The sequence below is a fragment of the Amycolatopsis sp. NPDC004772 genome, assembly GCF_053601215.1.
This window is the reverse complement of record NZ_JBSGBK010000034.1, coordinates 18,889-43,358: the sequence shown is the minus strand read 5'-3', so window position 1 is coordinate 43,358 and position 24,470 is coordinate 18,889. Positions and strand designations below refer to the sequence as shown.

15 protein-coding genes are annotated in these 24,470 nt (G+C 70.7%); 6 read left to right on the top strand and 9 right to left on the bottom strand.

Going from position 1 to position 24,470, the window contains the following annotated elements; all coding sequences use genetic code 11:
- Positions 1 to 11: 11 nt before the first annotated feature.
- Positions 12 to 704: a Crp/Fnr family transcriptional regulator gene (locus tag ACWEF6_RS21565; protein ID WP_449684590.1), complete on the bottom strand. Its 693-nt coding sequence runs from the start codon at positions 702 to 704 to the stop codon at positions 12 to 14.
- A 60-nt stretch (positions 705 to 764) separates the two neighbouring features.
- Complete coding sequence (locus ACWEF6_RS21560; RefSeq protein ID WP_449684589.1) at positions 765 to 1,448, bottom strand: Crp/Fnr family transcriptional regulator; 684 nt, start codon at positions 1,446 to 1,448, stop codon at positions 765 to 767.
- A 238-nt stretch (positions 1,449 to 1,686) separates the two neighbouring features.
- Here ACWEF6_RS21560 and ACWEF6_RS21555 point away from each other — a divergent pair, with 238 nt between their 5' ends.
- The gene (locus tag ACWEF6_RS21555) at positions 1,687 to 3,018 is read left to right on the top strand and encodes an IS4 family transposase (protein ID WP_449684588.1); all 1,332 of its coding nucleotides are present in this window, start codon (positions 1,687 to 1,689) and stop codon (positions 3,016 to 3,018) included.
- A 16-nt stretch (positions 3,019 to 3,034) separates the two neighbouring features.
- Here the strand turns inward: ACWEF6_RS21555 and ACWEF6_RS21550 are convergent, their stop codons facing one another.
- Positions 3,035 to 7,321 carry a hypothetical protein gene (locus ACWEF6_RS21550; RefSeq protein ID WP_449684587.1) on the bottom strand — a complete coding sequence of 1,429 codons (4,287 nt, stop codon included), beginning with the start codon at positions 7,319 to 7,321 and terminating at the stop codon, positions 3,035 to 3,037.
- Between ACWEF6_RS21550 and ACWEF6_RS21545 the strand changes: the two genes are divergently transcribed.
- Together ACWEF6_RS21545 and ACWEF6_RS21540 are read left to right on the top strand one after the other, a co-directional pair.
- Positions 7,302 to 7,829, top strand: a complete 528-nt coding sequence (locus ACWEF6_RS21545; protein WP_449684586.1) for a hypothetical protein — start codon at positions 7,302 to 7,304, stop codon at positions 7,827 to 7,829. The two genes, ACWEF6_RS21550 and ACWEF6_RS21545, sit on opposite strands and share 20 nt — an antisense overlap.
- 99 nt (positions 7,830 to 7,928) lie before the next feature.
- Positions 7,929 to 11,096, top strand: coding sequence for a CHAT domain-containing protein (locus tag ACWEF6_RS21540; RefSeq protein WP_449684585.1), 3,168 nt, complete (start codon positions 7,929 to 7,931; stop codon positions 11,094 to 11,096).
- A gap of 13 nt (positions 11,097 to 11,109) precedes the next feature.
- Here the strand turns inward: ACWEF6_RS21540 and ACWEF6_RS21535 are convergent, their stop codons facing one another.
- Both ACWEF6_RS21535 and ACWEF6_RS21530 read right to left on the bottom strand, forming a co-directional pair.
- Complete coding sequence (locus tag ACWEF6_RS21535; protein WP_449684584.1) at positions 11,110 to 13,212, bottom strand: (Fe-S)-binding protein; 2,103 nt, start codon at positions 13,210 to 13,212, stop codon at positions 11,110 to 11,112.
- A 31-nt stretch (positions 13,213 to 13,243) separates the two neighbouring features.
- Positions 13,244 to 13,660 carry a hypothetical protein gene (locus tag ACWEF6_RS21530; RefSeq protein ID WP_449684583.1) on the bottom strand — a complete coding sequence of 139 codons (417 nt, stop codon included), beginning with the start codon at positions 13,658 to 13,660 and terminating at the stop codon, positions 13,244 to 13,246.
- A gap of 221 nt (positions 13,661 to 13,881) precedes the next feature.
- Here ACWEF6_RS21530 and ACWEF6_RS21525 point away from each other — a divergent pair, with 221 nt between their 5' ends.
- Positions 13,882 to 14,544, top strand: a complete 663-nt coding sequence (locus tag ACWEF6_RS21525) for a nitroreductase family protein (RefSeq protein ID WP_449684582.1) — start codon at positions 13,882 to 13,884, stop codon at positions 14,542 to 14,544.
- 5 nt (positions 14,545 to 14,549) lie between these two features.
- Here ACWEF6_RS21525 and ACWEF6_RS21520 read toward each other — a convergent pair whose 3' ends face one another.
- The 3 genes from ACWEF6_RS21520 to ACWEF6_RS21510 all read right to left on the bottom strand — a co-directional run bounded on the left by ACWEF6_RS21520 (position 14,550) and on the right by ACWEF6_RS21510 (position 19,226).
- Positions 14,550 to 16,643 carry a diguanylate cyclase domain-containing protein gene (locus ACWEF6_RS21520; RefSeq protein ID WP_449684581.1) on the bottom strand — a complete coding sequence of 698 codons (2,094 nt, stop codon included), beginning with the start codon at positions 16,641 to 16,643 and terminating at the stop codon, positions 14,550 to 14,552.
- Between the two features lie 81 nt (positions 16,644 to 16,724).
- Positions 16,725 to 17,816, bottom strand: a complete 1,092-nt coding sequence (locus tag ACWEF6_RS21515) for an alpha/beta hydrolase (protein ID WP_449684624.1) — start codon at positions 17,814 to 17,816, stop codon at positions 16,725 to 16,727.
- A 78-nt stretch (positions 17,817 to 17,894) separates the two neighbouring features.
- A complete protein-coding gene (locus tag ACWEF6_RS21510; RefSeq protein WP_449684580.1) occupies positions 17,895 to 19,226 on the bottom strand; it encodes a cytochrome P450 in 1,332 nt (443 codons plus the stop codon).
- A 123-nt stretch (positions 19,227 to 19,349) separates the two neighbouring features.
- Here ACWEF6_RS21510 and ACWEF6_RS21505 point away from each other — a divergent pair, with 123 nt between their 5' ends.
- On the top strand, positions 19,350 to 20,171 hold the full coding sequence (locus ACWEF6_RS21505; protein ID WP_449684579.1) for an SAM-dependent methyltransferase: 822 nt from the start codon (positions 19,350 to 19,352) through the stop codon (positions 20,169 to 20,171).
- 1 nt (position 20,172) lies between these two features.
- Here the strand turns inward: ACWEF6_RS21505 and ACWEF6_RS21500 are convergent, their stop codons facing one another.
- Positions 20,173 to 23,100, bottom strand: a complete 2,928-nt coding sequence (locus ACWEF6_RS21500; RefSeq protein ID WP_449684578.1) for a glycoside hydrolase family 3 C-terminal domain-containing protein — start codon at positions 23,098 to 23,100, stop codon at positions 20,173 to 20,175.
- Between the two features lie 351 nt (positions 23,101 to 23,451).
- Here ACWEF6_RS21500 and ACWEF6_RS21495 point away from each other — a divergent pair, with 351 nt between their 5' ends.
- On the top strand, positions 23,452 to 24,459 hold the full coding sequence (locus ACWEF6_RS21495) for a LacI family DNA-binding transcriptional regulator (protein WP_310976287.1): 1,008 nt from the start codon (positions 23,452 to 23,454) through the stop codon (positions 24,457 to 24,459).
- Positions 24,460 to 24,470: the final 11 nt, after the last annotated feature.

Here is a 24,470-nt window from a genome sequence, read left to right as displayed (position 1 = left end):
GCGACGCCGTACTAGTACGGGATTCCGCCAGGAAGTTCCCCGAATCGGCGGAGGCCGGACAGGTCGGTGATCAGCACGCGCCGGTAGCGGCGGCCCAGTACCCCTTCCGACTCGAGCCGCCGGAAGGCCTTTTCGACCGTGCTCAGCCCGGTGCCCGCCATCGAAGCGATCTCCGCCTGCGACAGCGGGATCCCGAGTTCCTGCCCCGTGGCCGTACCGTGCTGCTGCACGACGTCGAGCAGGACCCGGACGACCCGGACCGGTGCGGGACACACCACGAAGTCGATGCCCCTGCGGTCCGCGGACCGCAGGCGCTCGCTGAGCATCCGGGCCACCGCGAGGCTCACTTCGACGTTGCGGCCGAGGAAGTCGGCGAGCTGGGGACTGTGGATGATCCGGGCCTGCACGGCCGAACAGGTGACCACGTGGGCCGACCGCGGGCGGTGCTCCAGCGTCGCCATCTCGCCCAGCAGGTCGCCCGGACCGCGCACCGCGATGACGACGTCGCGGCCGCGTTCGGTGTCCACGACGACTTTGACGGCTCCCTGCAGGATCAGCAGCGAGTACCGGGCCGCGTCACCCTGCCGGATGACGCGCTGCTGAGCCGGGTAGCTGACCGGTGTGCCCAGGTCGAGCATGGCCTCGACATCCCGCCTGCGGAGACGGCCGAGGAGGGACGGGGGCGGCCAGGACGGGGCGTTCACCGGACGGACTGTGCCGGTCCCGGACGCGGCGGACCCCGTCCAAGAACGGGATTGCGCAGCTCAGTCCGGCAGGCCCGCGAGGAGCCGGAGCCGGGGCAGGTCCAGGATCGTCATCTTCCGGTAACCCGTTTCCAGCACCGACTTACGGCGCAGCTCGGTCAGCGACTTGTGCACGGTGGGCTCCGCCGCGCCGATCAAAGCCGCGAGTTCGGGCTGTGACAACGGGAACCCGATCTCCCAGCCTCGTGCTGTGCGGGTCCCGTGGGACCGCACGAGCGTGGCCAGTACGCGGGCGACTCGGACCGGGACGTCGTACCCGCTGAAGTCGATCCGGCGGTCGGTCGCCCATCGCAGCTTCGCCGCCACCGATCGGCTCACGGCGACCGCGGCATCCGGATGGTCTTTCAGGAATGCCTGGAAGACCGCTTGGGTCATCACCCGCGTGTTCACCAGGCCGACCGCCGTGACGGTCGCCGAACGCGGCCTGCCGTCCAGTCCGGCCAGCTCGCCGATCAGCTCGCCGGGAAACCGGACGGCCAGCAGGGCCCGGCCGCCGTCGGCGGTGTTCGCAGTGACCTTCACGCAGCCGGAGAGGAGCAGGATCACGTGCGTGGTCAGCTCCCCTTCCCGCACCAGGACGTCTCCGGCGCGGAACCGGCGTTCGGCCCCGACTCCCAGCAACGCCTGGACGGTGATCGCCGGCAGTGCGGCGAAGAGTCCCGGACCGGCCGAAGTCGTGTCCACCGCCGTCACACCTCCCCCACCGCTCCGGCTAACCCCAACAGGCCCGGCGGCACCACCACCAGGCCTCGTACCCGTTCGGCGTAGCGCTAGTCCCAATGCCGTGTAGTTAAGGCTTCGCCGTGCCTGTCAAGGTGACTGAAACGGGCAACGGAGTTCCTGTTAGAACAGCGTCGACCAAGATCGCTGAAGTACAGGAACTCCGTTGGACACCCAGTCTGTCATCACCCGTGCCGTCGCTGTGGCCGAGGGCCGGTTCGCACCGGGTCATCTCGGTGAGCTGACCCAGCTGGTCCCGTTCGACATGGTCGACGAGGCACTGGCCGAGACCCGCAAGGTCCAGTCCCGCATCAGAGATCTGCCCGCGAGGGTAGTGGTCTATCTGCTGCTGGCCGGCTGCCTGTTCCCGGAACTGGGCTACCGGCAGGTGTGGGACCGGCTGGTGTCCGGGCTGGACGGCATCGACGTCGCAGCACCGACGGCGGGTGCCTTGTGGCAGGCCCGCTGCCGGGTCGGCGTCGAGCCGCTGCGGTGGCTGTTCGATCTGCTGCGCGGCCCCGCCGCCGGCATCGCCACGACCGGCACCCGGTGGCGCGGGCTGCTGGTCACCGCACTCGACGGCACCACCATGACCGTCGCCGACAGCGCCGCCAACCTGACGGTATTCACCAAACCCGGCGGCTCCTCCCAGCCGCTCCTGCGGATGCTGGTGCTGGTCAGTTGCGGCACCCGCACCGTGCTGGACGCGGTGTTCGGACCGGCCACCCGCGGCGAGACCACCTACGCCGCCCGCCTGTCACACCGCGTGCGCGAAGGCACGATCGTGCTGGCCGACCGCGACTTCGCCGACGCCCGCCTCGCCACCACGATCGCCGGCAACGGCGCACACGTGCTGTTACGGGTCAAAGCCAACCGGAAACTGCCGCCGATACGCCGTCACGACGACGGCTCCTACTCCTCGCTGCTCGGCACGCTGCCGGTCCGGGTGATCAACGCCGAAGTCACCATCGCCACCAGCGCCGGACGCCGCACAGGCGTCTACCGCCTGGTCACCACCCTGCTCGACCACCACCGCTATCCCGCCTCCGGCCTGGTCACCCTCTATCACGAACGCTGGGAGATCGAGACCACCTACCTGGAGATCAAGTCCAGCATCCTCGGCGGACGGGTCCTGCGCGCCCGCACCCCAGACGGGGTGGACCAAGAGGTCCATGCCCTGCTGATCACCTACCAGCTCCTGCGCACCGCAATGGCCGATGCCACCAGCACACTCCCCGGCATCGACCCCGACCGAGCCGGGTTCACCGTCGCCCTGCACACCGCCCGCGACCAGATCGTCCAGGCCGCGGGCGTCATCGCCGGCACGGTGATCGACCTGATCGGGGTGATCGGCAGGCAGGTACTCGCCAACCTGCTGCCCGACCGCCGCATCCGGACCAGCCCCCGCGTCGTCAAACGCGCCATCTCTAAATACAACGCCCGAGGAACCATCGACCGAACCAGCTACAAAGCCACCATCAGCATCGACATCCTCGCCCCGCCAACCCCCTTGACGAACCAACCGAACCACTAACTACACGGCATTGGCGCTAGTCCGGGAGCAGCGCGCCGTGCCGGGTCTCCATCTCGAAGAGCAGCTCCTGGGCGAGGGAGCGCGGCCCGGCCGGGAGCGCCGCGTCCGAGAGCCGGTGCTTGAGCCACGACGCGATCGCGCCGGGCTCTCGAAGGTGTGCGGGCGTCGCAGGCCCGGGCACCCACTTGCGCAGTGTGTGCCGGGCCGCGGTGTCGAGCCGTCCGCCGTCGCCCGGCGCGGCCTCGACCACCGCGACCCAATCGCCCAGGTACCCCAGTGCGACGGCCTTCCCGTCCGCGACGCTGGGGTGCAGACCGGCGGGATCCACCTCCGCCAGGACCCGGAGCGCCGCGTCGGCTTCCCCGGCTTCGCGGGCCAGCTGGCCGTACGCCGACAGCATTTCCGCCAGTGGCGCCAGTTCCAGCGGACCGTACCGGCCCGAGGAGATCGTCGACGCCGTCGCGCCCTGGCTCCGGTCGGAGAGCAACCCGGCTATCTCCGGTAGCCCCTCGGTGAGCCCGGCCGCACACAGGGCGAGAGTCCGGACAACGGGTTCCTCGCTGCGATCGGTCAGCAGGAACCGACGGGCGTCCTCGCCGAGGGGCACGGGGTCGGCGCGGGCACCGTCGAGCGCCGTGCACCGGATGGCCAATTCGGCCACCGCGTCGGCCGCACCGCCGGCGAGGAGGGTGTCCAGTTCCCGGGAGTCCGGACGGGTGTAGGCGAGCATCGCCGTCCACGGCCAGTGCAGGCGTGCCGGGATCGCCCGCTCCCGCAACCTGCGCGCAGCGCTTCTGCTGACCCGGAAGCCACGGGCCGAGTCGGCCTGAGCCACTGCGTGGGCCAGCGCCGTCAAGCCCTCGATCCGGTCTCCCGTTTCCTCCTCGGCGAGCCGGATCACGAGCTCGGCGGCGTGCTCGACCGCCGCCACGGACCCCACGGCCGCTGCCGCGATGAGCAACACCGGCGTCGGTGATCCGACGTCAGCGGCGAACACCAGTTCGTCGCGCAGCCGAGGGTGCTCCGCCATGATCCGGTGGGCGAGGGCATTGGCGGTGCCGACGTCCAAGGCGGCCAACCGCCGCCGTTCACCGAGGTCGACCACATCACCGAGCTCGCCCTTCAGACGGTCGGCCACGTCGTGCCGGATACCGTAGGAGTACAGGCGCGGCAGCCAGAACGCCAGGTCGTCCAGCCGCCGCAGCAGGTGGAGCCGTTCCGTCCGGGCCGCGCGGATCTCCCCGTCCTTCCACAGAGTGGGAAGCACCCGCTCGACCTCGGTCAATCGCGCCGACACGAGCCGCGGACGCTCGGTGCGGAGCGCACTGGGCAGGACCACGTTCAAGGACGCCAACGCATCGTCGGCGGCCTGCGCGACAGCCGGATCGGCCGCGGTGACGAGTTGAGCCAGCATCAGATCGAGGCCGCGCACCACCTGGAACTTGACGACGCGGATGACCACGCGGAGCAACTCGGGCGGCCGTCCCGCGTCCAGGAGCCCGCCGAGGAGCTCTCTCAGCCACCGCTGCGGCACCGCGGACTCTTCCAGCTTCGACGGCCTGCGTGTCACCGCATTCAGCGCGGCTCCCAGGAGCCCGGACGGCATCGACTCCTCGGTCAGCCGCGACTTGAGCTGACGCAGCGCCTCCGGCGTACCGACGGTCTTGAGGGCTTCGACGGCCCGGAGCACCGCGAAACGGCCCTGCTCCGCGTCTCCGAGGATCGCCGATTGGGTGGAGACGAATTCGGAGCAGCAGGACACCGAAGGCCGCAGGTGCAGGAGCCTCGCGGCGAACTCGGGGTCGGCGGTGGCCACCGACCGGACGACCGTCTCCACCACGGCGTCGGGCACCTCGGGCAGACGGGCGGCCAGCAAGGTCACCGGTCGCCAGGCGAACTGTCGGGCGCGCTCGCGGACCAGGTCCTCCGACGCCAGTGTGAGGGCCATCGCGGCGAAGAAGTCCCGTTCGATCCCGTGGGTGAACAGCACCTTGTCGCCTTCGCGCCGTAGCACGCCACGCGCGAGGAAGTCCTCGATCGCTTCGGGCGGTGACGCAGGACCACCGCTATCGACACTCGCCTCCGCGGCCTCGACGAGACCGACCGGGTCGAGGCCGTCCAGCAGGGCCGCGAAGTAGTCGTGGTAGACCCCGGCCAGCGGAACCGTCCGGCGTAGCCTGCGGACGACGTCCAGGTACATCATCAGCATGCCCGGGGTCGCGCCTCCGAGTGCGCTGAGCTCGCGGTGCAGGTCCGGGAAGTCGGTGTCGGGGATCGGGCACCGCGCTCGGCTTTCGGCGACGAAGCGCAAGGCCCGCTCGGGCGACCACGGACCTGCCTGCCACGCCGGCAGCCCGGCGCGGTCCGCCTGGTCCCGGTCCCTCGACGCCACGACCACCGCGACGCGCGGGTACCGCTCGTGCAGCGCAGTAACGCAACCGAACAGCTTTTCCCGTTCCGCCAACGGGACGTCGTCGACACCGTCGACCAGCAGCCGCACCGCACCGAGGACGAAGGCTTCCCGCGGTACTCCCAGGCCTTCCACCCCCTCGGCGAGCAGCCGACGAGCCTCGACCAGCCGAGGCACCCTCAACCCGGCCGCCCCTCTTCGAGGGCGGGCGATGTCCATCGCGGCCCGGTAAGCGAGCTCGCGGAGAATGCACGTCTTGCCGCTGCCGGGGCCGCCGACGAGGACGAGCGGCTTCGCTTCCTCCTCCGGAACGACGGCCAGGAACTCGTCGTGCTCCCGCGACAGATCGATCACCACTTCGCGAGCCTCGGCCGAGAAATGCCTGAGCACGTACCGATCGCTCAGCTCGCGCAGGTTCAGGTCCTCCGCCTGCCCTCCGGCGCGGTCGACTGCCGTCACCAGCCCGGCGATGACGTCGATGGCTTCGGGATCCGCAGGATCGGCGAAGCCCGCCACGCATCCGAGCACCTCACCGGGATCCTCCCAGTGCGCGAACGGATCGTCGTCCACGAGCCACTCGGTGGCGACCGCGGCCGCGGCGTGTACCGCGCGGAGCTTGCCCGCGGTCTGGACTGCTCCCTCCCATTTGGCGGTCCGGTAGGCGGCGAGATGCACTTGGGCGAGGTAGTCGCGCCACGCGACCACGTCCCGCGGGTACGAGCGAGCCGCGCTCGACCGGATCGCCGCCAAGATCTTGAAGACGGTTTTCGCCTGTCCGCGGAGCAGTTCGGCTAGCCGGTCGTCCGCGCTGGGGGCCTGTAGGCGGGTGGCCACCGCGAGCAGCCGCTGCACCTGGACGAGATCGTCGTAGGCAAGCCCGGCGAAGACGTCACGGGCGAGGCTGAGTTCCAGCCACGCGGCATCGGCGAAGACAGGCCGGTCGTCGGTGGTTTCGGCGAAGTCGATCAGGACCGGGCGGCCGTCCACGCACATGACGTTGCGGGCGTTCAGGTCGCCGTGCACGACACCACGGACCCGGCCGAGCTCCGGGTCGGTCAGCACGCGCCGCAGCCCCCGCGCGGGATCGGCCGTGCGTACCCCGTCGGTCTCGACCGCGCCCGCCACGCGCGCGACAGCCTTGAAGGCCTGGTCGAAGCGGGCCCGCCGGTCGTCGAACCTCGTGCTGACGACCACGCCCGAGATCGGTCCGTCGGCCGGTGGGCGCAGGACGACACGCACGGCGGAGTGAGCCGGATCGGCCAGCCGGATCGGATCCCCGGGCGCGAATCCCCCGCCCGCGAGGGAAGCCTGCAGGACATCCTCCGGGTAGGACAGCTCCGCGCTCACCGCACCGGGTTCCACCACGAGATCAGGTCCGAGGGCGGCGTTGAGGTCGCGCAGGCTTCGTTCGGCACGCACGACCCGCCGGTTGTGGAACGGCGTGGCCATCGCGTCGAACAGCGCGCTGATCAGCCCTCGGGCGAGGGTGGGCTCGGCCTCCCCGTTCTCGAACGCCGCTCTCACGATGTCCTCGAGGGTCACCGCGGGCACCTCCGACCTCCCGGCGTAGTCCTCCACATGCGCGTAGACGACCGCCTCGGTCTCGGAAGGACTTTCGCCGTCGTCCTCCCGCACGCCGTCCGTCACCTCTTGAATGGGCGCACACACCGCAGCCGGGTAATCGCCGAGAATCCGGCGGAAATTCGCGAACTCCCCCGCCACCTCGGCCGACGGCCCGATTTTGACGACCCGTTGCCGGCGCTCGGAACCGGCCCGCAACACGACGTCGAGCACCAGGGCGCCACTGCGCCCGCCGCTGATGACCCGCCGTATCCCGACCGATTCCACCGGGCCGTACCAGCCTTGCCGGGACGTGGTGATCCGCAGGACCACGTCGTGGACCTTTCCCCGAGTGCCCTCGGGGAAAGGAAAATCCCCGGGAACGATCTCCGGAACCGAGGACATCGACACCTCCCTGCGTGATGTGCCACCTTACACACCGGAGAACCGCCATCCCGTGATCGGAGACGAAATGCCCGGCGACAACCGCGAACTTTGGGCCGATATCTGCATCCGCCTGCCACGGATTCTCGAGGAAGCCACCGTGGTGGAGGAACGCGACCGGTACGCGAAACTGCTCGCCGATACCCGGGCGGGGCTGGACACCCTGGACGACTGGACCGCACTGGCGCGGAAGATCGACCGGCTGCTGCGGAACGCGGCGACGCAGGTGATCCGCGAGGGTGACACGACCGGCAAAACGCCACCGTGGCTGCGCGGGCAGTTCCGCGTCACCCACCGGTGCCCGCTGGACCACTGCGATCGCAGTGTCGTGGCCCCGCCCGGCAGCGCTCCCCGGTGCGCTCTCTTCGCCGTCGAAATGGAACCCGGCGACTCTTGACCGATGCTCCGATCGAGTGAGGCCGGCCGGAGTCCGTTGCATCGCGGGCGAAAGCAGCGACTGGGAGCCGCGAACACCTCCGTCGAACCGAGGAGTCCCGTGCCGGACAGCGTCGACCCCCTCGAGGAACTGATCCAGGCGTTCCGCGCCACGGGCGATATCCGGTATCTGCTGCGGGCGTGCGAAGACGCCCGCGCGATGATCGCGGTGACGCCGGCCTCCTGGTTCCGCAACCACCTGCACAACCAGCTCAGCCGCGCACTGCGTGACCTGGCCGAAGCCACTTCCGATCGCGGGCGGCTGGAGGAGGCGATCGCGGCGGCCCGGGTGGCGGTCGACGGCGAGCCGGGCGATCCGTGGCGCTACGTCCAGCTGAACAACCTGGCCCAAGCGCTGGGTGACCGGTTCGACCGGACTTCGCAGCCGGCCCACCTGGACGAGTGCGTGCAGGCGTACCGGGAAGCGCAGAAGGAGGTTCCCGAGGCGGACCTCCACGGGCGAGCCACCATCCACAGTGGACTCGCCACGATGCTGACCCGCCTCTTCGACCACACGGGTGACCTCGGACACCTTGCGTCGGCCATCGACCTCTGCCGTCCGACAGCGGCGGCCGGTGAGCCCCGCAGCTCACAGCAGCTATCCGCCCTTCTCGGTTTGTGGTTCGACCTCGACCCCGACCCCGCGGTGCTCGCCGAGGCGATCGCCGCGGCCGAGCACGCCACGCGAGCGACCCGCGAACCCGGCTTTCGCGTCGTCGCGCTGACCACCCTCGGCGAACTGCGCACCAAGGCGGCGATCGTCTCGGACGAACGGGACGCTCTGGACCGTGCCGCGACGGACCTCACCGAGGCGGTGCGGCTCACCCCGCCCGGAAGCACCCACTATCCCGGCCGGCTCACCAGTCTCGCCAACGCTCGGCACGAACAGTTCCGGCGCAGCGGCGAGCGGGCCCTGCTCGAAGAGGTGACCGCGCGGTTCACGGAAATCCTGGCCCTGACTCCGGCCGGCGACGTCAACCTGCCCGGACGGTACGCCAACCTCGCTCTGGCCCTGATCGACCAGTTCCGGTTCTTCGGGATCACCTCGGCGATCGACACGGCGTCCGGGCACCTCCACAAAGCACTCGGCTCGATGGCGCCGCACGACCCGTTCCGGCCGATGCTGCTGTCGATCCTGGGGTCGGTCTACCTCGAGACGGCGACCGGGCTGGCCGGGAGCGAGGAGCGCCAGTGCCTCGACGTCGCGATCGAGACCCTGCGGGCAGCGGTTTCCGCCGCGCCGGAACGCTTCTCGACCCGGGGGCTGCTGGTCAACAACCTTGCCGTCGCCCTGCGGCGACACCCGGACCAGGCCGTTCGCGCCGAAGCCGAGCCGTGTCTCCGCACCTGGCTGGCCACGGCCGATCCCGCTGCCTCCGGATACGACCTGGTGCGTTCGACACTGGTCGCCGCGCTACTCGACCGGCTGAGGGCCGAGCCCGACCGCGCGACCCTCGAGGAAGGCGAGCACTTGGCCCGTGCGCTCGCCGCCGCGCAGGCGGGAGATCACCGGGTGCCGGTCACGAACCGGCTCGCCCTGGTACAGCTGCTGAAGATTCGTGCCGACCGGTTCGACGCCCCCGCGGCCCGCACCGAAGCAGTCACCGTCCTGCGATCGGTGCTGGACGCGCCGATGGCCCCGGACGACCGGATCCGAGCCCACATCGCACTCGGCGAGCTGCTCGCCGGTCACGATTGGCCCGGCGCCTGCCAGGCCTACCGGACGGCGGTCGACCTCCTGGTCCACATGGTGCCCCGCACGTGGCGCCCGGTCGATCGCGAACTCGGCTTGAGCCGGTTCTTCGCCCTGGCATCGGACGCGGCCGCCGTGGCACTGGCCGCCGGCGAGCCGCACCTCGCCGTCGAGCTCCTCGAGAGCGGCCGCGGCATCCTCCTCGGCACGAACCGCACCGCCGACCTCGATCGCCTGCGAGCCAGATACCCGGACCTGGCACGGCGGCTTGAAGAGGTCGACGTCCGGATCGCGGCCCTGCGCACGAGCGCCGACTCGCCGACCACGCACGCCGAGCTCTCGCTGCGCCGCAGGCTGGAGACCGAGGAGTCGGAAGTCCTCGCCCGGATCCGCGCCGAGCCGGGGTTCGAGCGGTTCCTCAAGGGTCCTTCGTGCGCCGAGCTCCTGGCCCGGCTGCCCGGTCCGGCCGTTGTCGTGAACGCCAGCAAGCACCGCTCCGACGCGCTTGTCCTGGCCGATGGCGAACTCGCCGTCGTGCCGCTCCCCCGGCTGCGCCGCGAGCACCTGGTCGACCAGTCGGCCCGCTTCCTCCAGCACCGGGACCGGTTCGTCCTGGGCGACGAGCTCGCGGCGGTCGACGAGGCCACGATCGATCTCCGGGTCCGCTCGCTGCACAACACGCTCAGCTGGCTGTGGGAAAGCGTGGCCTCGCCGGTGCTGGCCGCCCTGGGACCGCGGCGGCGGGTCTGGTGGTGCCCGACCGGAATGGTCACGGTGCTCCCGATCCACGCCGCCGGCCGGTACCGGAAGACCACCGGCGACGAGCTGCCCGAAACGGTGCTGGACCACGTCGTGCCGTCCTACGTGCCGACGTTGCGGACGTTGCTGGAGCCCCCAGCAGCGCCCGGGAACCAGCGGATGCTGGCCGTGGGGGTCGCCGATACCCCGGGGCAGGCGTTCCTCGAAGCGGCGACCGACGAGGCGCGAGCCGCGGCGGCGGTCTTCCGGGACAGCACTTTGCTCCTCGACGCCGACGCGACCCGTTCACGGCTGCTGGCGGAACTCACGCGACACGATTGGTTTCACTTCGCCGGGCACGGCCGGCAGGACACCTACAGCATGGAAAGTGCCTGCCTGATGAGTCACGACCACGCTCGCACCGGCGGAGTCGGTTTCGCCGACCTCCGCGCGGCCCGAACCGGCCGGGCGCAGCTCGCCTACCTCGGTGCGTGCGAGTCGTCGTCGGGCAGGCTGACGCTGCCCGACGAAGCGATGCATCTCGCCGGCGCCCTGCTGGCAGCGGGTTTCGACCGGGTCGTGGCGGCGAACTGGCGTGTCGACGACCGCATCGCGAAGAACGTCGCGGACCTCTTCTACCGGTTTCTCTCGGATCCGTCGCCCACCGCGGATCGCGCTGCGGAGGCGCTGCACGCGACGGTCCAGCTCACGCGCAAACGACTGGCACGTGAGCTGGCCGGCGCGGACCGCGACCTGGCCGTACTGCTGTGGGGCGCCTTCGTCCACTTCGGCCGCTAGCCCCCGCGATCATTCAGACCTTCGGGGCCGACGTGTCCGTGGCCTTCACCCGCTCCAAGAGCAGCTGCGCCACATCGCGCACGTCGACGTTCTCCGCCTTCTGCTCGCTCTGGCGCTGGACCAGGCCGTCGGTCAGCATCACGCGGCAGAACGGGCAGCCCGTCACGATCGTCTCCGCGTCCGTGGCGATCGCCTCGTCGACGCGCTCCAGGTTGATGCGCTTGCCGATCTGCTCCTCCATCCACATGCGGGCGCCACCCGCGCCGCAGCACAGGGCCCGGTCGGCGTGGCGGGGCATCTCGGCCAGCTCGGCGCCCGTCGCCCCGACCAGCTCGCGCGGCGGGGTGTAGACCTTGTTGTGGCGGCCGAGGTAGCAGGGGTCGTGGTAGGTGACCTTCGGGCCGTCTTCGACCGGCTTCACCGGGGTCAGCTGCCCGCCGCGGACCAGGCGGTTGAGCAGCTGCGTGTGGTGCACCACCTCGTAGTGCCCGTCCAGCTGGGGGTACTCGCGGCTCAGCGTGTTCAGGCAGTGCGGGCAGGTCGTGACGATCTTCCGCAGCCTCGGCTCGCGGCCCTCGAACACGGCGTTCAACGTCTCCGCCGTCTGCTGCGCCATCATCTGGAAGAGGAACTCGTTGCCCGCGCGGCGCGCCGGATCACCCGTGCACGACTCCTCCTTGCCCAGCACCACGTACTTCACCCCGGCGATGTGCAGCAGCTCCGCCGTGGCGCGGACGGTCTTGCGGGCCTGGTCGTCGAACGCGCCCGCGCAGCCGACCCAGTAGACGTACTCGACGTCCTCGGCCAGCTCGCCGTCGAACACCGGGACGTCGAAGCCGAGGTCCTTCGTCCAGGCCAGGCGCTCGGAGTTGTTCTGGCCCCACGGGTTGCCCTTGGTCTCCAGGTTCTTGAACAGCCCGCCCAGCTCGGTCGGGAACGCCGACTCGATCATCACCTGGTAGCGGCGCATGTCGACGATGTGGTCGACATGCTCGATGTCCACCGGGCACTGCTCGACGCACGCGCCGCAGGTGGTGCACGACCACAGCACGTCCGGGTCGATGACGCCGCCGTCGTCTTCCGGGCCGACCAGCGGGCGCGCGCCCTCGTGCTCGGTGCCCGCGAGGATGTAGGGCGCTTCCTCGAACAGGTTGTCGCGCAGGTTCATGATGACGAGCTTGGGCGACAACGGCTTGCCGGTGTTCCACGCCGGGCACTGCGACTGGCAGCGGCCGCACTCGGTGCACGTGGCGAAGTCGAGCATGCCCTTCCAGGTGAAGTCGCCGATCTTGCCGCGGCCGAACGTGTCGTCCTCGCCCGGGTCCTCGAAGTCGATCGGCTTGCCCGCGGACTCCATCGGCAGCAGCGGGCCGAGCGCGTCCGGCAGCCGCTTCGCCGAGACGTTGATCGGCGCCACGAAGATGTGCAGGTGCTTGGAGTAGAGCACGATGCTGAGGAAGACGAGCATGACGCCGATGTGCAGCAGCAGGCCGATGGTCTCCAGCACCTCGGTCGTCGAGTGCCCGAGCGGCTCGAGCAGGTTCCCGACGCCGAGCGAGACGTACGCGCCGTTGTCGTAGGGGAAGTTGCCGGACGCCGACGAGGCGCCGCGGAAGAAGAACATCGTCCAGACGACGTTGAAGATCATGATCAGGATCAGCCACGCGCCGCCGGTGTGCGAGCCGTAGAAGCGGGACGCGCGGTCCTTGCGCTCGGGGGCGTTGCGGATGCGGATGATCGTGAAGACGCCCAGCGAGACGGCGACCGCGACGGCGATGAAGTCCTGCAGGAAGCCGAGCACCGCCCAGTGGCCGATCCACGGGATGGCGAACTTCTCGTCGAACAGCGCGCCGTACGCCTCGAGGTACACCGAAGCGAGGATCACGAAGCCCCAGAACGTGAAGAAGTGCGCCAGTCCGGGCACCGACCACTTCAGCAGCTTGCGCTGGCCGAACACCTCACGCACCTGCGCGAAGACCCGGGCGCCGAGCTCGTCGGACCGCTTGGCGTCGGGCTGGCCGGCCTTGATCATCCGGTAGAGGAACGCGACCCGCTTGCCGGCGACGGCGAGGCCGACGACCGTCATGAGCAGGCCGAGGATGAGACGAACGAGCACGAGTCCTCCGCGTCGTGATGGAAGGACCGGCTCAGTGCGAGCCGGTGTAGTACCGGCACGCCTTGCACGCGTACCGCATCTTCGCGATCCGCCAGTGCTTCCGGTACAGATCGAGGTCGGGCGAGCGCCGGACGCCGAGGCGCTGGTAACGCCCGGGCCGCCGGCCGGTTTCGTACTGCTCGGTCGCGCGGCCGAGGTGGGCGCGCCGCAGCACGCACCCCCGCGTCCGGCACCGGCCGACCGCGGCGCGGCAGAACCGGTGCAGCAGCACGAGATCGCCGGTCACTTCTTCGACCACGCCGTAGCCGGGGTGGTCGCCCGGTCCGGTGAGCCGCACCGGCAGCCCGCAATACGCGCATTTGAGCGTGCAGGGAAGGCAGCCGGCGAGGTGCCGGATCCGCAGTTCGCGCCGGTCTTCGGAGCCGGGTCCTCGGACGCGCGACGCCATGAAGCCTCCCGGAACGACTGTGATCGGCACCACTGTCTGCTACTGGAGGGTAATGAGGAGATCACTTCACGCGACAGGACCGTTCGGCCTAGTTTCCCTGGACTGTTCGGCGCAATTTCGCAGGCAAGGATCACCTTACTGTCCGTACAGCGGACGCTTAACACCGCGAATCGTACGTTCGGCCCTGCTGCGCACAGCGTGTCCCCCGCCACAATCCGGGCATGACGTATCACCCGGTCCCCTACCGCCCCGCCCGGCTGCCCGACGCCGAAGCGCTCGCCCGGGCCGCCGCGCTGCGCCGGCGGATGGAAGCCCGGCGTTCGGTGCGGATGTTCTCCCCCGACCCGGTGCCCGAACGCGCGGTGCTCGACGCGATCGCCGTCGCCTCGACCGCGCCGAGCGGGGCGCACCAGCAGCCGTGGACGTTCGTCCTCGTCACCGATCCCGCGGTGCGCCGCCGGATCCGCGAAGCCGCCGAGGCCGAGGAACGGATTTCCTACGAAGGCCGCCTCGGCGAGGCGTGGCTCGAGGCGCTCCGGCCGCTCGGCACGGACGCGGTGAAGCCCCACCTGACGGACGCGCCGTACCTCATCGTCGTGTTCCAGCAACGGTTCGCCGTCGACGAAGACGGCGGTGTCCGCAAGCACTACTACGTCGACGAGTCGGTCGGCATCGCGGTGGGCATGCTCCTGACGGCGTTGCAAGTGGCGGGCCTCGCCGCGTTGACGCACACGCCGTCGCCGATGCGCTTCCTCGGGGAACTGCTCGGCCGCCCACGCAACGAAAAGGCATTCGCGGTGATCCCCGTCGGCTACCCGGCCGACGACTGCGTCGTGCCGGACCTGCAGCGCAAGCCGCTCGATGAGGTCCTCGTGCGGATCTGAGCTCCTCAGCCGGGGAAGCCGTCCGGCAGGTTCGGGAACGCCGGGCCCGACAGCAGGTCCACACCCCGCTCCCGCCACCACGCGGCCTCCTCCGGCGTCCGCACCCCGGCGACCGACACCGCGGACCCGGCCGCGTGGGCCGCGTCGATCAAGGCCGACAGCGGGCCGGCCACCAAGGGGTGTTCGCGCTTGGCCGCCAGGTTCGGTGCGATGCGGACCGCGGCGGCCGGGAACTCCGTCAGGCACGTGATGTCGCCGAGGCCGTGGATCTCCGCCCGGACGCCGATCTCACCCAGGACCCGGAAGTTGTCGGCCGTGTCGCTGACGTCCAGGGCCGCGGCCGGGAAGCCGGGGCGCAGGCGGTCCGGCGGCAAACCGGTGTCGTCCAGGATGCGGCGGATTTCGCCGACCAATTCCGGGTCCGCCGCCTGCTGGGCCGTCAGCTCGACGACCAGGGGCACGTCCGGCCCGGATGCCGCCAGCCGCTCGGCCGCCGTGCGCAACAGCCACGTGCCCAGTGGGAGCGCCAACCCGATCTCCGCGGCCAGCCGGACGCAGGTTTCGTGCGGCAGCACGCCTTCCGCCGGGTGGTTCCACTGCAGGCGCGCCTCGACGGCTTCGGCCGCGCCGGTCGTCGCCGACGTCAGGACCTGGTAGCGGGCTTCGATCTCGCCGTTCTCCCACGCGCCCGCCATCGACGCGGCCAAGCCGAAGTCGTGCCGGTCGCGGCGGTCCAGCTCGCGGTCGAACAGGCCCCACTGGCTGCCCGTCCGCTGGGCGCGCCGCAAGGTCAGGTCCGACGCCTGGAGCAGCTCCGCGGGCGTGATGTCGCGCGGCGGGCGGTGGACCACGCCGATCGCGGCCGGCACCGCGACCCCGCGCTGCCCGTCGACGTACTCCGCTTCGGCGAGCTCGTGGGTGATCCGGCGGACGAGCGTCACCACGCCCGGGGTGTCCGCCGTGTTCTGCACCAGCACGCCGAATTCGTCGCCGCCGAGGCGGGCCACCAGCGCCTTCTCCCCGTCGAACACCAGCTTCAGCTTGGCGGCGACCCCGCGCAGGAGCCGGTCGCCGAGTTCCTGGCCGAGGCCGCCGTTGATCTGGGAGAAGCCTTCGAGGTCGAGGTGGAACAGGGTGACCCCGCGGGCGGGGTCCGCGTCGCGGAGCAGGGTTTCCAAGCGGGTGCTGAAGAACTGCCGGTTCGGCAGCCCGGTGAGCACGTCGTGCAGCGCCTGGTGGCTCAGCCGCCGCTGCAGCAGCGACACCTCGGTGTCGTCGTCGACGATCGTGAGCAGCTGGCGGGGGGCGCCGACCGCGTCGCGGATCACCGACGCGGCGAACGTCGCCCACATCGGTTCGCCGTCCTTGCCGAGCAGGCGGCGGCCGGCGCGCAGCCGATGCAGCCGGCCGGCCACCAGCTCGCCGTAGCTTTCCCGCAGCTGCTCGACGTCCTCGGGGTGGACCAGGTCGAACACGGTCATCGCGGCGATCTCGGCCGGCGTGCGGTTGAGCGTCTTGGCCAGCGCCGCGTTGGCCCGCAGCACCCGGCCGTCCAGCTCGGTGAGCGCGACGCCGCTGGCCGAGCCGGCGAACACCTCCTCGAACTGCGCGCGGGAGATGACGTGCTTCTGCCGCGTCTCCTGCTCGACCTTCAGCAGCGCCCGGCTCAGGCCCTCCTGCCGCTTCTGGATGTCCTCGCGCAGCATCTCGCCGTACCCGGAGCTGAACGCGCCGAGCACCAGCACGACCCGCTCGGCGAGCCGGTCGATCCCGCGCAGTTCCGGCTCGCGGACCAGCGCCTTGCCCAGGACTTCCAGGCTGCGGCGCAGGCTTTCGGCGCCGACGCAGCGCAGCTCGACGAGCCGCCCGCCGGCGGTCGCGGCCGCCGCGAGGTCCGGTGGTTCGCTCGCCACCGCCTCGAACAGCCGCCCGGCCAGGCCGGCGAGTTCGCGCTCGATCTCCTCGGGCGTGTGCGGCAGGTACGCCGTGGTGCTGATCAGGTAGCCCCACTTGCGCGCGAGCGCGGCCAGCCGTTTCGCCGCGCGATCGGCGTCCGGCTTGTTCCGCGGGGCGTTGCCGCGGGGTTGGGGAGCAGTCACCTCAGGCTGTCCAAGGGTTCAGTACACACCGTTCGGGTCAATCGATATATCTTGGCCCGGAATTGTGCGACACGCACGGGTTCAGTTTCGTCCGATCGAGTGATAACCCTGCGGAGCGATCCCCAGGCGGCCCTGCAGCCAGGACCGGGTCGCACTGCGGTATTCGCCCGCGTTTTCGTGCAGCGCCACGGAATGCCCCGCGCCGGGCAGCACGTACGTCGACAACTTCGCCGGGTCGGCGTAATAGGGCGCCTCCTGCGCCCGCAGCACCGCCGCGTCGGAACAGTCGCGCAACGCCAGCACCCCGCAGAAAAGGACGTCCTTTTCCCCGACCACCTGCAAAACCGGTACGGAGATTCCCCACGTCGCGGGCAACACGATGCCGAACAACGCGACCGTGCCCATCCCCGGCACCGAAACCTGGTCCTTCGTCGCCTCGTCGGCGGCGATCACGGCCGGGTCGGCGTCGCCCGCCGCGTAGAACAGCCCGGCGCGCGCTCCCGGCCTCGTCGTGAAGTACAGCGGGTCGCTGCCGAGGGTCCCGAGCTGCCCGTCGAGCAGCGCCGGCTGCAGGCCGAGCGCCGCGCCGAGGGCGAGCACGGGCAGGGCCGGCAGGTGCGTGATGCCGGTGAGGACGACGCCGTCGACGTCGCGGTACGTGGACGCTTCCACGGCGACGACCCCGGAGCCGACCGAGTGCCCGACGATGACCACCTTCGCGAACCGGACGCCACCGGCCCGGCCGGCCCGCAGGTGCCCGACCACCTCGTGCATCGACTCGGCCGCGGCCCAGACCGACAGCGGCAGGCTCAGCGGCCGGCTGCTGCGCCCGGCGCCCAGCTGGTCGGCGGCGAAGGTCGCGTATCCGTGCGCGGCCATGTCGCGCTGGTAGGAGTAGCGCTGCGGCTCGTAGGGCAGGTCCCAATACGCGCTGTTGTACGTCCCGCCGTGCACGAGCAGCTGAACGGTGTCCGGGGCGGCCCCGGCGGGCAGGCACAGCCGGCCGTGGACGGTCGCGGGCGCCCCGGGCACCAGCGGGGGCAGGCCCGGGCCGGAGACCGGCAGATCCGTGTCGCTGCAGGAGATCGCGGCGGCCTCGGCGGGCACCGCCGCGGTCAGCGACGCGAACAGGACACCGCACGCGAACAACGCCGACGTCACCTTGACGGGCAGCTTCACGCCGCACTCCCTCTGGACTCGGACAGGTGAAGGAACTCCGGAACACTACACCCGGTAGCCGGACGGGTACCGTCAGGTCGCGCGCGGCACCAGCGTCATCGGCAGGCGGTTCGGCTGCATGGTGGCCTTGATCTGCGCGTACACCTTCTTGCCCGGTACCGGGACCAGGCGCCAGCGCGCCCCGATGGTCGCGGCGACGATGCCGATCTCCGTCGGCGCGAACACGTGCCCCGGGCACAGCCGCGCGCCCGCGCCGAACGGGATGTACGCCCCCTTCGGCACGTCAGCGGTACGGCCGGGGGCCCAGCGGTCCGGGTCGAACCGGTCCGGCTCGGGGAACCAGCGCGGATCGCGGTGCAGGGTGTGCTGGCTGACGGCGACCTCGCTGCCGGCCGGGATCGCTACCCCGCCGAGCTCGACGTCCTCCCGCGCGCGGCGCATCAGGATCAGCGGCGGGGTGCGGCGGACGATCTCGTTCACGATCTGGTGGGTGTAGACCAGATCGGGCAGGTCTTCGAAGCGCGCGGCACGCCCGCCCAGCACTTCGTCGACTTCGGCGTGGAACCGCCGTTCGACGTCCGGGTGCTGCCCCAGCTCGTGGAAGAACCAGGCCAGCGCGACGGCGGTGGTCTCGGCGCCGGTGGTCAGGATCGTGATGACCTCGTCGTGCACCTGGCGATCGGACATGCCTTCGCCGGTGTCCTCGTCGCGGGCCAGGAGCAGCATCGAGAGCAGGTCGCCGTGGTCGGCGCCGTCTTCGCGGGCCGCGACGACGGTTTCGCCGATCACCTCGCGCAGGCGCGCGGCCGCGGTGTCGAACCGCCGGTTCGCCGGGATCGGCAGCCTCTCGACGAACTTCGGCGAGAAGGCCCGGATCAGCACGTACTTCAGCATGACCGGGATCGAGTGCCGGATCTCCGCCAGCGCCTCCTCGCCGAGCGCGGTGGAGAACAGCGTCTGCCCGGCGATGGTCAGCACCAGGTCCTGCATCCGCTTGTCGAACTCGACGACTTCGCCGGGCCGCCACGAACACACGAGGTCGTCGGCCAGCGTCGTCATGGTGTGTTCGGCGTAGCCGGCGATCCGCGTGCGGCCGAAGGCGGGCATCACCAGCCGGCGCTGGCGGCGGTTGAGCTCGCCGTTCGAGGTGGCCAAGCCGTCACCGAAGAGCGGGCGCATCTTGTCGAAGACCAGGCCCTTGTCGAACTTGTCGGCGTCGGTGGCCAGCACCTGCCAGGCCAGTTCCGGGGTGGTGACCACGTGCACCGGCAGCGGCCCGAGCCTGATTTTGACGACTTCTCCGTGCGCGGACAGGGAAGTGAAGAACTTCAGCGGGTCGCGCAGCAGCGGCACGGTGTGCCCGAGCAGCGGGACCCGGCCGGGCACGGGACGTGGGTTCGTCATGGCCTCGCCTCCCTCGCGACCGGGCCACCTTAGCCGGACGCCGGGGCGGCGGAGCCCGAGTCCACACGAACGGATGAGGGGCTAAGCTCCGGTCCCGCAGCGTCCGCGAGGGTGGGAGGTCCCGTGACCGGAGAACTGAGCTGGGTCCCGCCGGAGATCGACACTTCGGTGCCGAACCCGGCCCGGGTGTACGACTTCTGGCTCGACGGGGACCACAACTTCGCCGCCGACCGGGCGCTCGGGGAGCAGATCCTGAAGATCATGCCGGGCATCCGCGACGCCGCCCGGCTCAACCGTGCCTTCCTGCGCCGCGCCGCGCGGTACATGGTGAACGCCGGGGTCCGGCAGTTCCTCGACGTCGGCTCCGGCATCCCGACCGTCGGCAACCTGCACGAGATCGTCCAGCAGATCGACCCGTCGTGCCGGGTGGTGTACGTCGACCGCGAATCGGTCGCCGTCGCGCACAGCGAGCTGCTGCTGCAGGGCAACGACAACTGCGCGGTGATCCAGGCCGACCTGCGCGACGTCAACGACATCTTCGACGCGGAGCCGGCGCGCCGGCTGCTCGACCCCGAGCAGCCGACCGGCGTGTTCATGTTGCTGCTGCTGCACTTCGTGCCCGACTCCTGGGACCCGGTGGGCATCCTGGCCCGCTACCGCGAGCGGCTCGCGCCGGGCAGCTTCCTCGCCGTCACGCACGTCGCGGCGGACTCGGGCTCGGAGGGCCTCGACGAGGCGATCGAGGTCTACACGACCCGGCAGAACCAGCAGAACCAGCCGTTCCCGCGCACGCACGACCAGGTGCTCCGGTTCTTCGAGGGCTTCGACCTCGTCGAACCGGGCCTGGTCGGCTGCGCGATGTGGAACCCCGAGGGCGCCGGCGACATGTCCGACGACCCGTCGGTCAACTCCCTGCCCTATGCGGGGGTGGGCCGCAAACCCTAGGTCACCGCAGCGAGAACGTCGCCAGGTTCACCGGGCCGTCGAAGGTCAGGTACACGTCGTGCCGGCCGCTCGCCTTGGCCAGCACCGCCGTCACCGTCGTGTACGCGTACCGGTCACCCGTCGACGACACCGGGACGGTGCCCAGCACGCGGCCGGTCGGTGAGTCCAGGCGGACCGTGACCTTCGACGCCGCCGTCGCGGACACCGAGGCCGAGAAGCGCCCCGGGCCGTTCAGCGCCACGTTGCGGTACGCCACCCAGCTGCCGGCCGCGGTGGTGACCGACGTCCCCGAAACCTTCGACGTGTCCGTCAACGCCGTGCCGGAGTAGTCGTCGAAGTTCTGGGCCTGGGTCGGCCGGCTCAGGTCGCGCGGCTGGGGCCGCTCCCCCGCCACGTAGACCGGCTGCGGTGCCGAGAGTTCGGAAGCGTTGCGGCCCACCGAGAACTCGTACACCCCCGCCGCCACGACGGACCGGTCGCGGGCGACGTCCCACGACGCCAGGTCCGCCACCGGCACGTCGAACCGCACCGTGCGGGTCTCCTTCGGGGCCAGGGTCAGCTTCGAGAAGTCCCGCAACCGCTGCACACCGGAGTTCTTCGAGTAGAGCTGGACGACGTCGGACCCGCGGCGGGCGCCGGTGTTCGTCACGTCGACGCTCACCCGGACCTGGCCGCCGGCCTGGAACGCGCGGACGTTGTCGTAGCGGAAACTGGTGTAGCTCAGCCCGTAGCCGAACGGGAACAGCGGCTTCCCGCGGTAGTACTGGTAAGTCATCCCGGTCTTGGCGATGTCGTAGTCCAGGATGCTCGGCAGCCCGGCGTCGGAGGCGTACCAGGTCTGCGTCAGCCGCCCGCTCGGGTCGGTGTCGCCGAAGAGGACGTCGGCGACCGCGTGCCCGGTTTCCTGCCCCGCGTGGCTGGTCCACAGGATGCCGGGTACCGGCAAGGTGTCCCAGCCGGTCGTCGGGTAGCTGTTTTCCACCACGACGACCGTGTGCGGGTTCGCCTTCTGCACCGCCTCGATCAGCGCGCGCTGCGCCGGGGCGAGCTCGGTGCTCGTGCGGTCGTTGGCTTCGCGGCCGTTGATGAACGGCATGCTGCCGACCACCACGACCGCGGTGTCCGCGTCCTTGGCCGCGGCGACCGCGCTGCCGACCCCGCTGCTCAGCACGTCCCGGCCGAACTTGGTGGCGTGCGCGGCGTCCGGCGAGGAGATCGTCAGGACGCCGTCCGCGCCGACCACGGCGAACTTGTTCGGGCCGAACCACGGTTCGTTGACCTCGTTGCCCGCGTACTCGAGCACGTAGCTGCCGTCGGGCTGGGCGTCGAGCTTCAGCTGCTGCTGCACGAACCAGCCGGCCGGCTGGTCGACGTCGTTCACCAGCGCGCCGCCGGAGTAGCTCAGGAACTTGCCGTTCGCGGCCGCGCGCAGCGTGTTCTTGCCCGCGCCCCAGTCGTAGACGTCGAAGGACTCGGCGGTGCCCGCCACCGTGCCGCCGGCGGTGATCTTCCCGGTGGTCGCGGGGGCCGTCAGGTACCGGCCGGTGCCGAGGTCCTTCAGCGCGATCCGGTCCACGCCTTCGGACGACGCGACCGTGCCCGCCGAGCCGAGCCGTTCCTTGATGCCCTGCAGCGGCGTGACCTTGTACTGCATCGCGCCGGCGTACCAGTCTTCGTACAGCGTGTTCGAAAGCGGGCCGACGACCGCGACCTTTTTGTTCTTCGCGGCGTTCAGCGGCAGCGCGCCGCCGTTGTTGCGCAGCAGCACCATCTGCGCGTCGGCGGCCTTGCGCGCCAGCGCCTGGTGCTCCGGCGAGCCGATGACGGCCGGGGTGATCTTCGCGTACGGGTTGCGGCCCGGCGGGTCGAACTCGCCGAGCCGGAACCGCAGCGACAGCAGGTGGCGGTCGGCGTTCTCGACGTCGGCCATGGTCAGGAAGCCCTTGGCGAGCGCTTCCTTGACCGCGGCGACGGTGATCGAGCCGTCGGTGTCGTTGTCGGTGAAGCTGTCGAGCCCCGCCTTGATCGCCGCCGCGTCGCCTTCGGCCTTGGTGGCGTAGTACTTCTCGGAGTTGACCAGGTTGGACGGTGCGCCGGCGTCGCTGACCACGGCGATGTCGTCCGGCGCCCACTTCCGCAGCTTGCCGTCGAGATCCGGGCTGACGTGGTTGGGCCGCCCGTTGACCAGGTTGTACGACGGCATCACGGCGTTGGCCGCGCCCGCCTCCAGCGGGATCTTGAACGCCTGCTCGTCGTAGTCGTGCAGGATCTTCGGCGGCACCGACGAACTCGTCGTGTCGCGGTTGACCTCGTTGTTGTAGGCCAGGAAGTGCTTGAGCGTCGGCGCGGCCTGCAGGTAGCGCGGGTCGTCACCCTGCATGCCGTGGCCGTAGGCCTTCGCGAATTCGCCGGTCAGGTACGGGTCTTCGGAGTAGCCCTCTTCGTTGCGGCCCCACCGCGGGTCGCGCAGCAGGTTCACCACCGGGGCCCACAGGTTGAGGCCCCACAGCGTCGGGTTGCGGGCGTTGAAGCCGCGCGCCTCCTGCCCGACGGCCGCGCCCACCTGCTTCACCAGCGCCGGGTCCCAAGTGGTGGCCAGGCCGATGGCCTGCGGGAACACCGTGCCGTCGGCTTTGACGACGGCACCGGAGTTGTCGTAGTCGGTCGACCAGGCGACACCGTGCAGGGCTTCGGTGCCGGTCTTGAAGACGCCGATGCCGAGCCGCGGGATGGCCGGCTGGTACTGGTGCAGCAGCGAGATCTTCTCGTCCGCCGTCAGCCGGGACAGCAGGTCGTCGATCCGGGTGGCCAGGGGCCGGGACGGATCGCGGAACGGGGGTGGCGGCGCCGCGAGCGCCGGCGACGAAGCCAGCAGCAGGGTCGCGGCCACCGCCGGGACGAGGGCACGGCGGAAGAGGGACAAGCGCACGGACGGCCTCCGATTCGTCGAATCGTTTCGACGGCGCGGCGCGGAACATTCGCGTCGAACGGCGGGGAACCCGACGACTATTACAGCCGCGTGAGCAGAAGGTCAAGACTTCCTGGGAACGCTCCCAGGTCTCTTGTGAGGACGGCTTGATCGTGGCACTGAGCTGCAAAAAGAACGTTCAACAGGGACCTTCGACGATTTCGACGAACACCTCTGTTGTCGAATAACCATCGAATACCGGCAAACGGTTAATGATGCTTGTGTTTCCGGCGGGTGTCACTTACCTTCGTGCCATCGTCGATGCGCTTCGACACAACGCCCGCCCCCCTCCCCGCCTTCAGGAGGCCGCCCGTGGTCACGATCAACGACGTCGCCAACGCGGCCGGGGTCGCCCCCAGCACGGTGTCGTACGTGATCAGCGGCAAACGCTCGATCTCGCCGAAGACCCGGCGGCTGGTCGAAGACAGCATCCGCAAGCTCGGCTACCACCCGCACGCCGGGGCCCGGGCACTGGCCAGCAGCAAGACCAACGTGCTCGCGCTGGTGGTCCCGCTGCGCACGGACCTCAACGTCGCCGTCGTGATGGAGTTCGTCGCGTCGGCGGTCACCGCGGCCCGCGCGCACGACCACGACCTGCTGCTGCTCACCAAGGACGAGGGGCCCGCCGCGCTGCAGCGGGTGGCGTCCTCGGCGATCGCCGACGCGCTGATGGTGATGGACGTCGAAACCGCCGACCCGCGGGTGCCGATGCTGCTGGCTCTCGACCTGCCGGTGGTGCTCATCGGCGTGCCCGACCACCCGGCCGGGCTGAGCTGCGTCGACCTCGACTTCACCGCGGCCGCCTCGGCCTGCGTCGCCCACCTGGCCGACCTCGGCCACCGCTCGATCGCGCTGATCGGCCCGTCCCCGGCGGTCTACCGGCGCGGTACGAGCTACGCGACGCGGTTCCTGCGCGGCTTCGACGAAGCCACGAAGAGCCGGGACGTGCGCGCGGCCTCCCACGCGTGCGCCCACTCCTACGAAGCGGTGAGCGCCTGCCTCGACGAGCTGCTCGCCGCCGATCCCGGCCTGACCGGCCTGGTCGTGCACAACGAGGCCGTGCTGCCCGGGCTGCTGTCGGACCTGCGCCACCGCGGCCTGCGGGTGCCCGAGGACATCTCGGTCATCGCCGTCTGCCCGGACAGCATGGCCGAGCAGCACGCCGTCGCGCTGACCAACGTGGCCATCCCGGCCGAGGAGGTCGGCACCCAGGCCGTCGAAATGACCATGCGCCGGCTCGCCGGCCACACCACCCCGGAGGTCCGGCTGCTCGGGCCCCGCCTCACCCGGCGCGAAAGCACCGCCGCGCCCCGCGCCTGACCCCCGGTTCT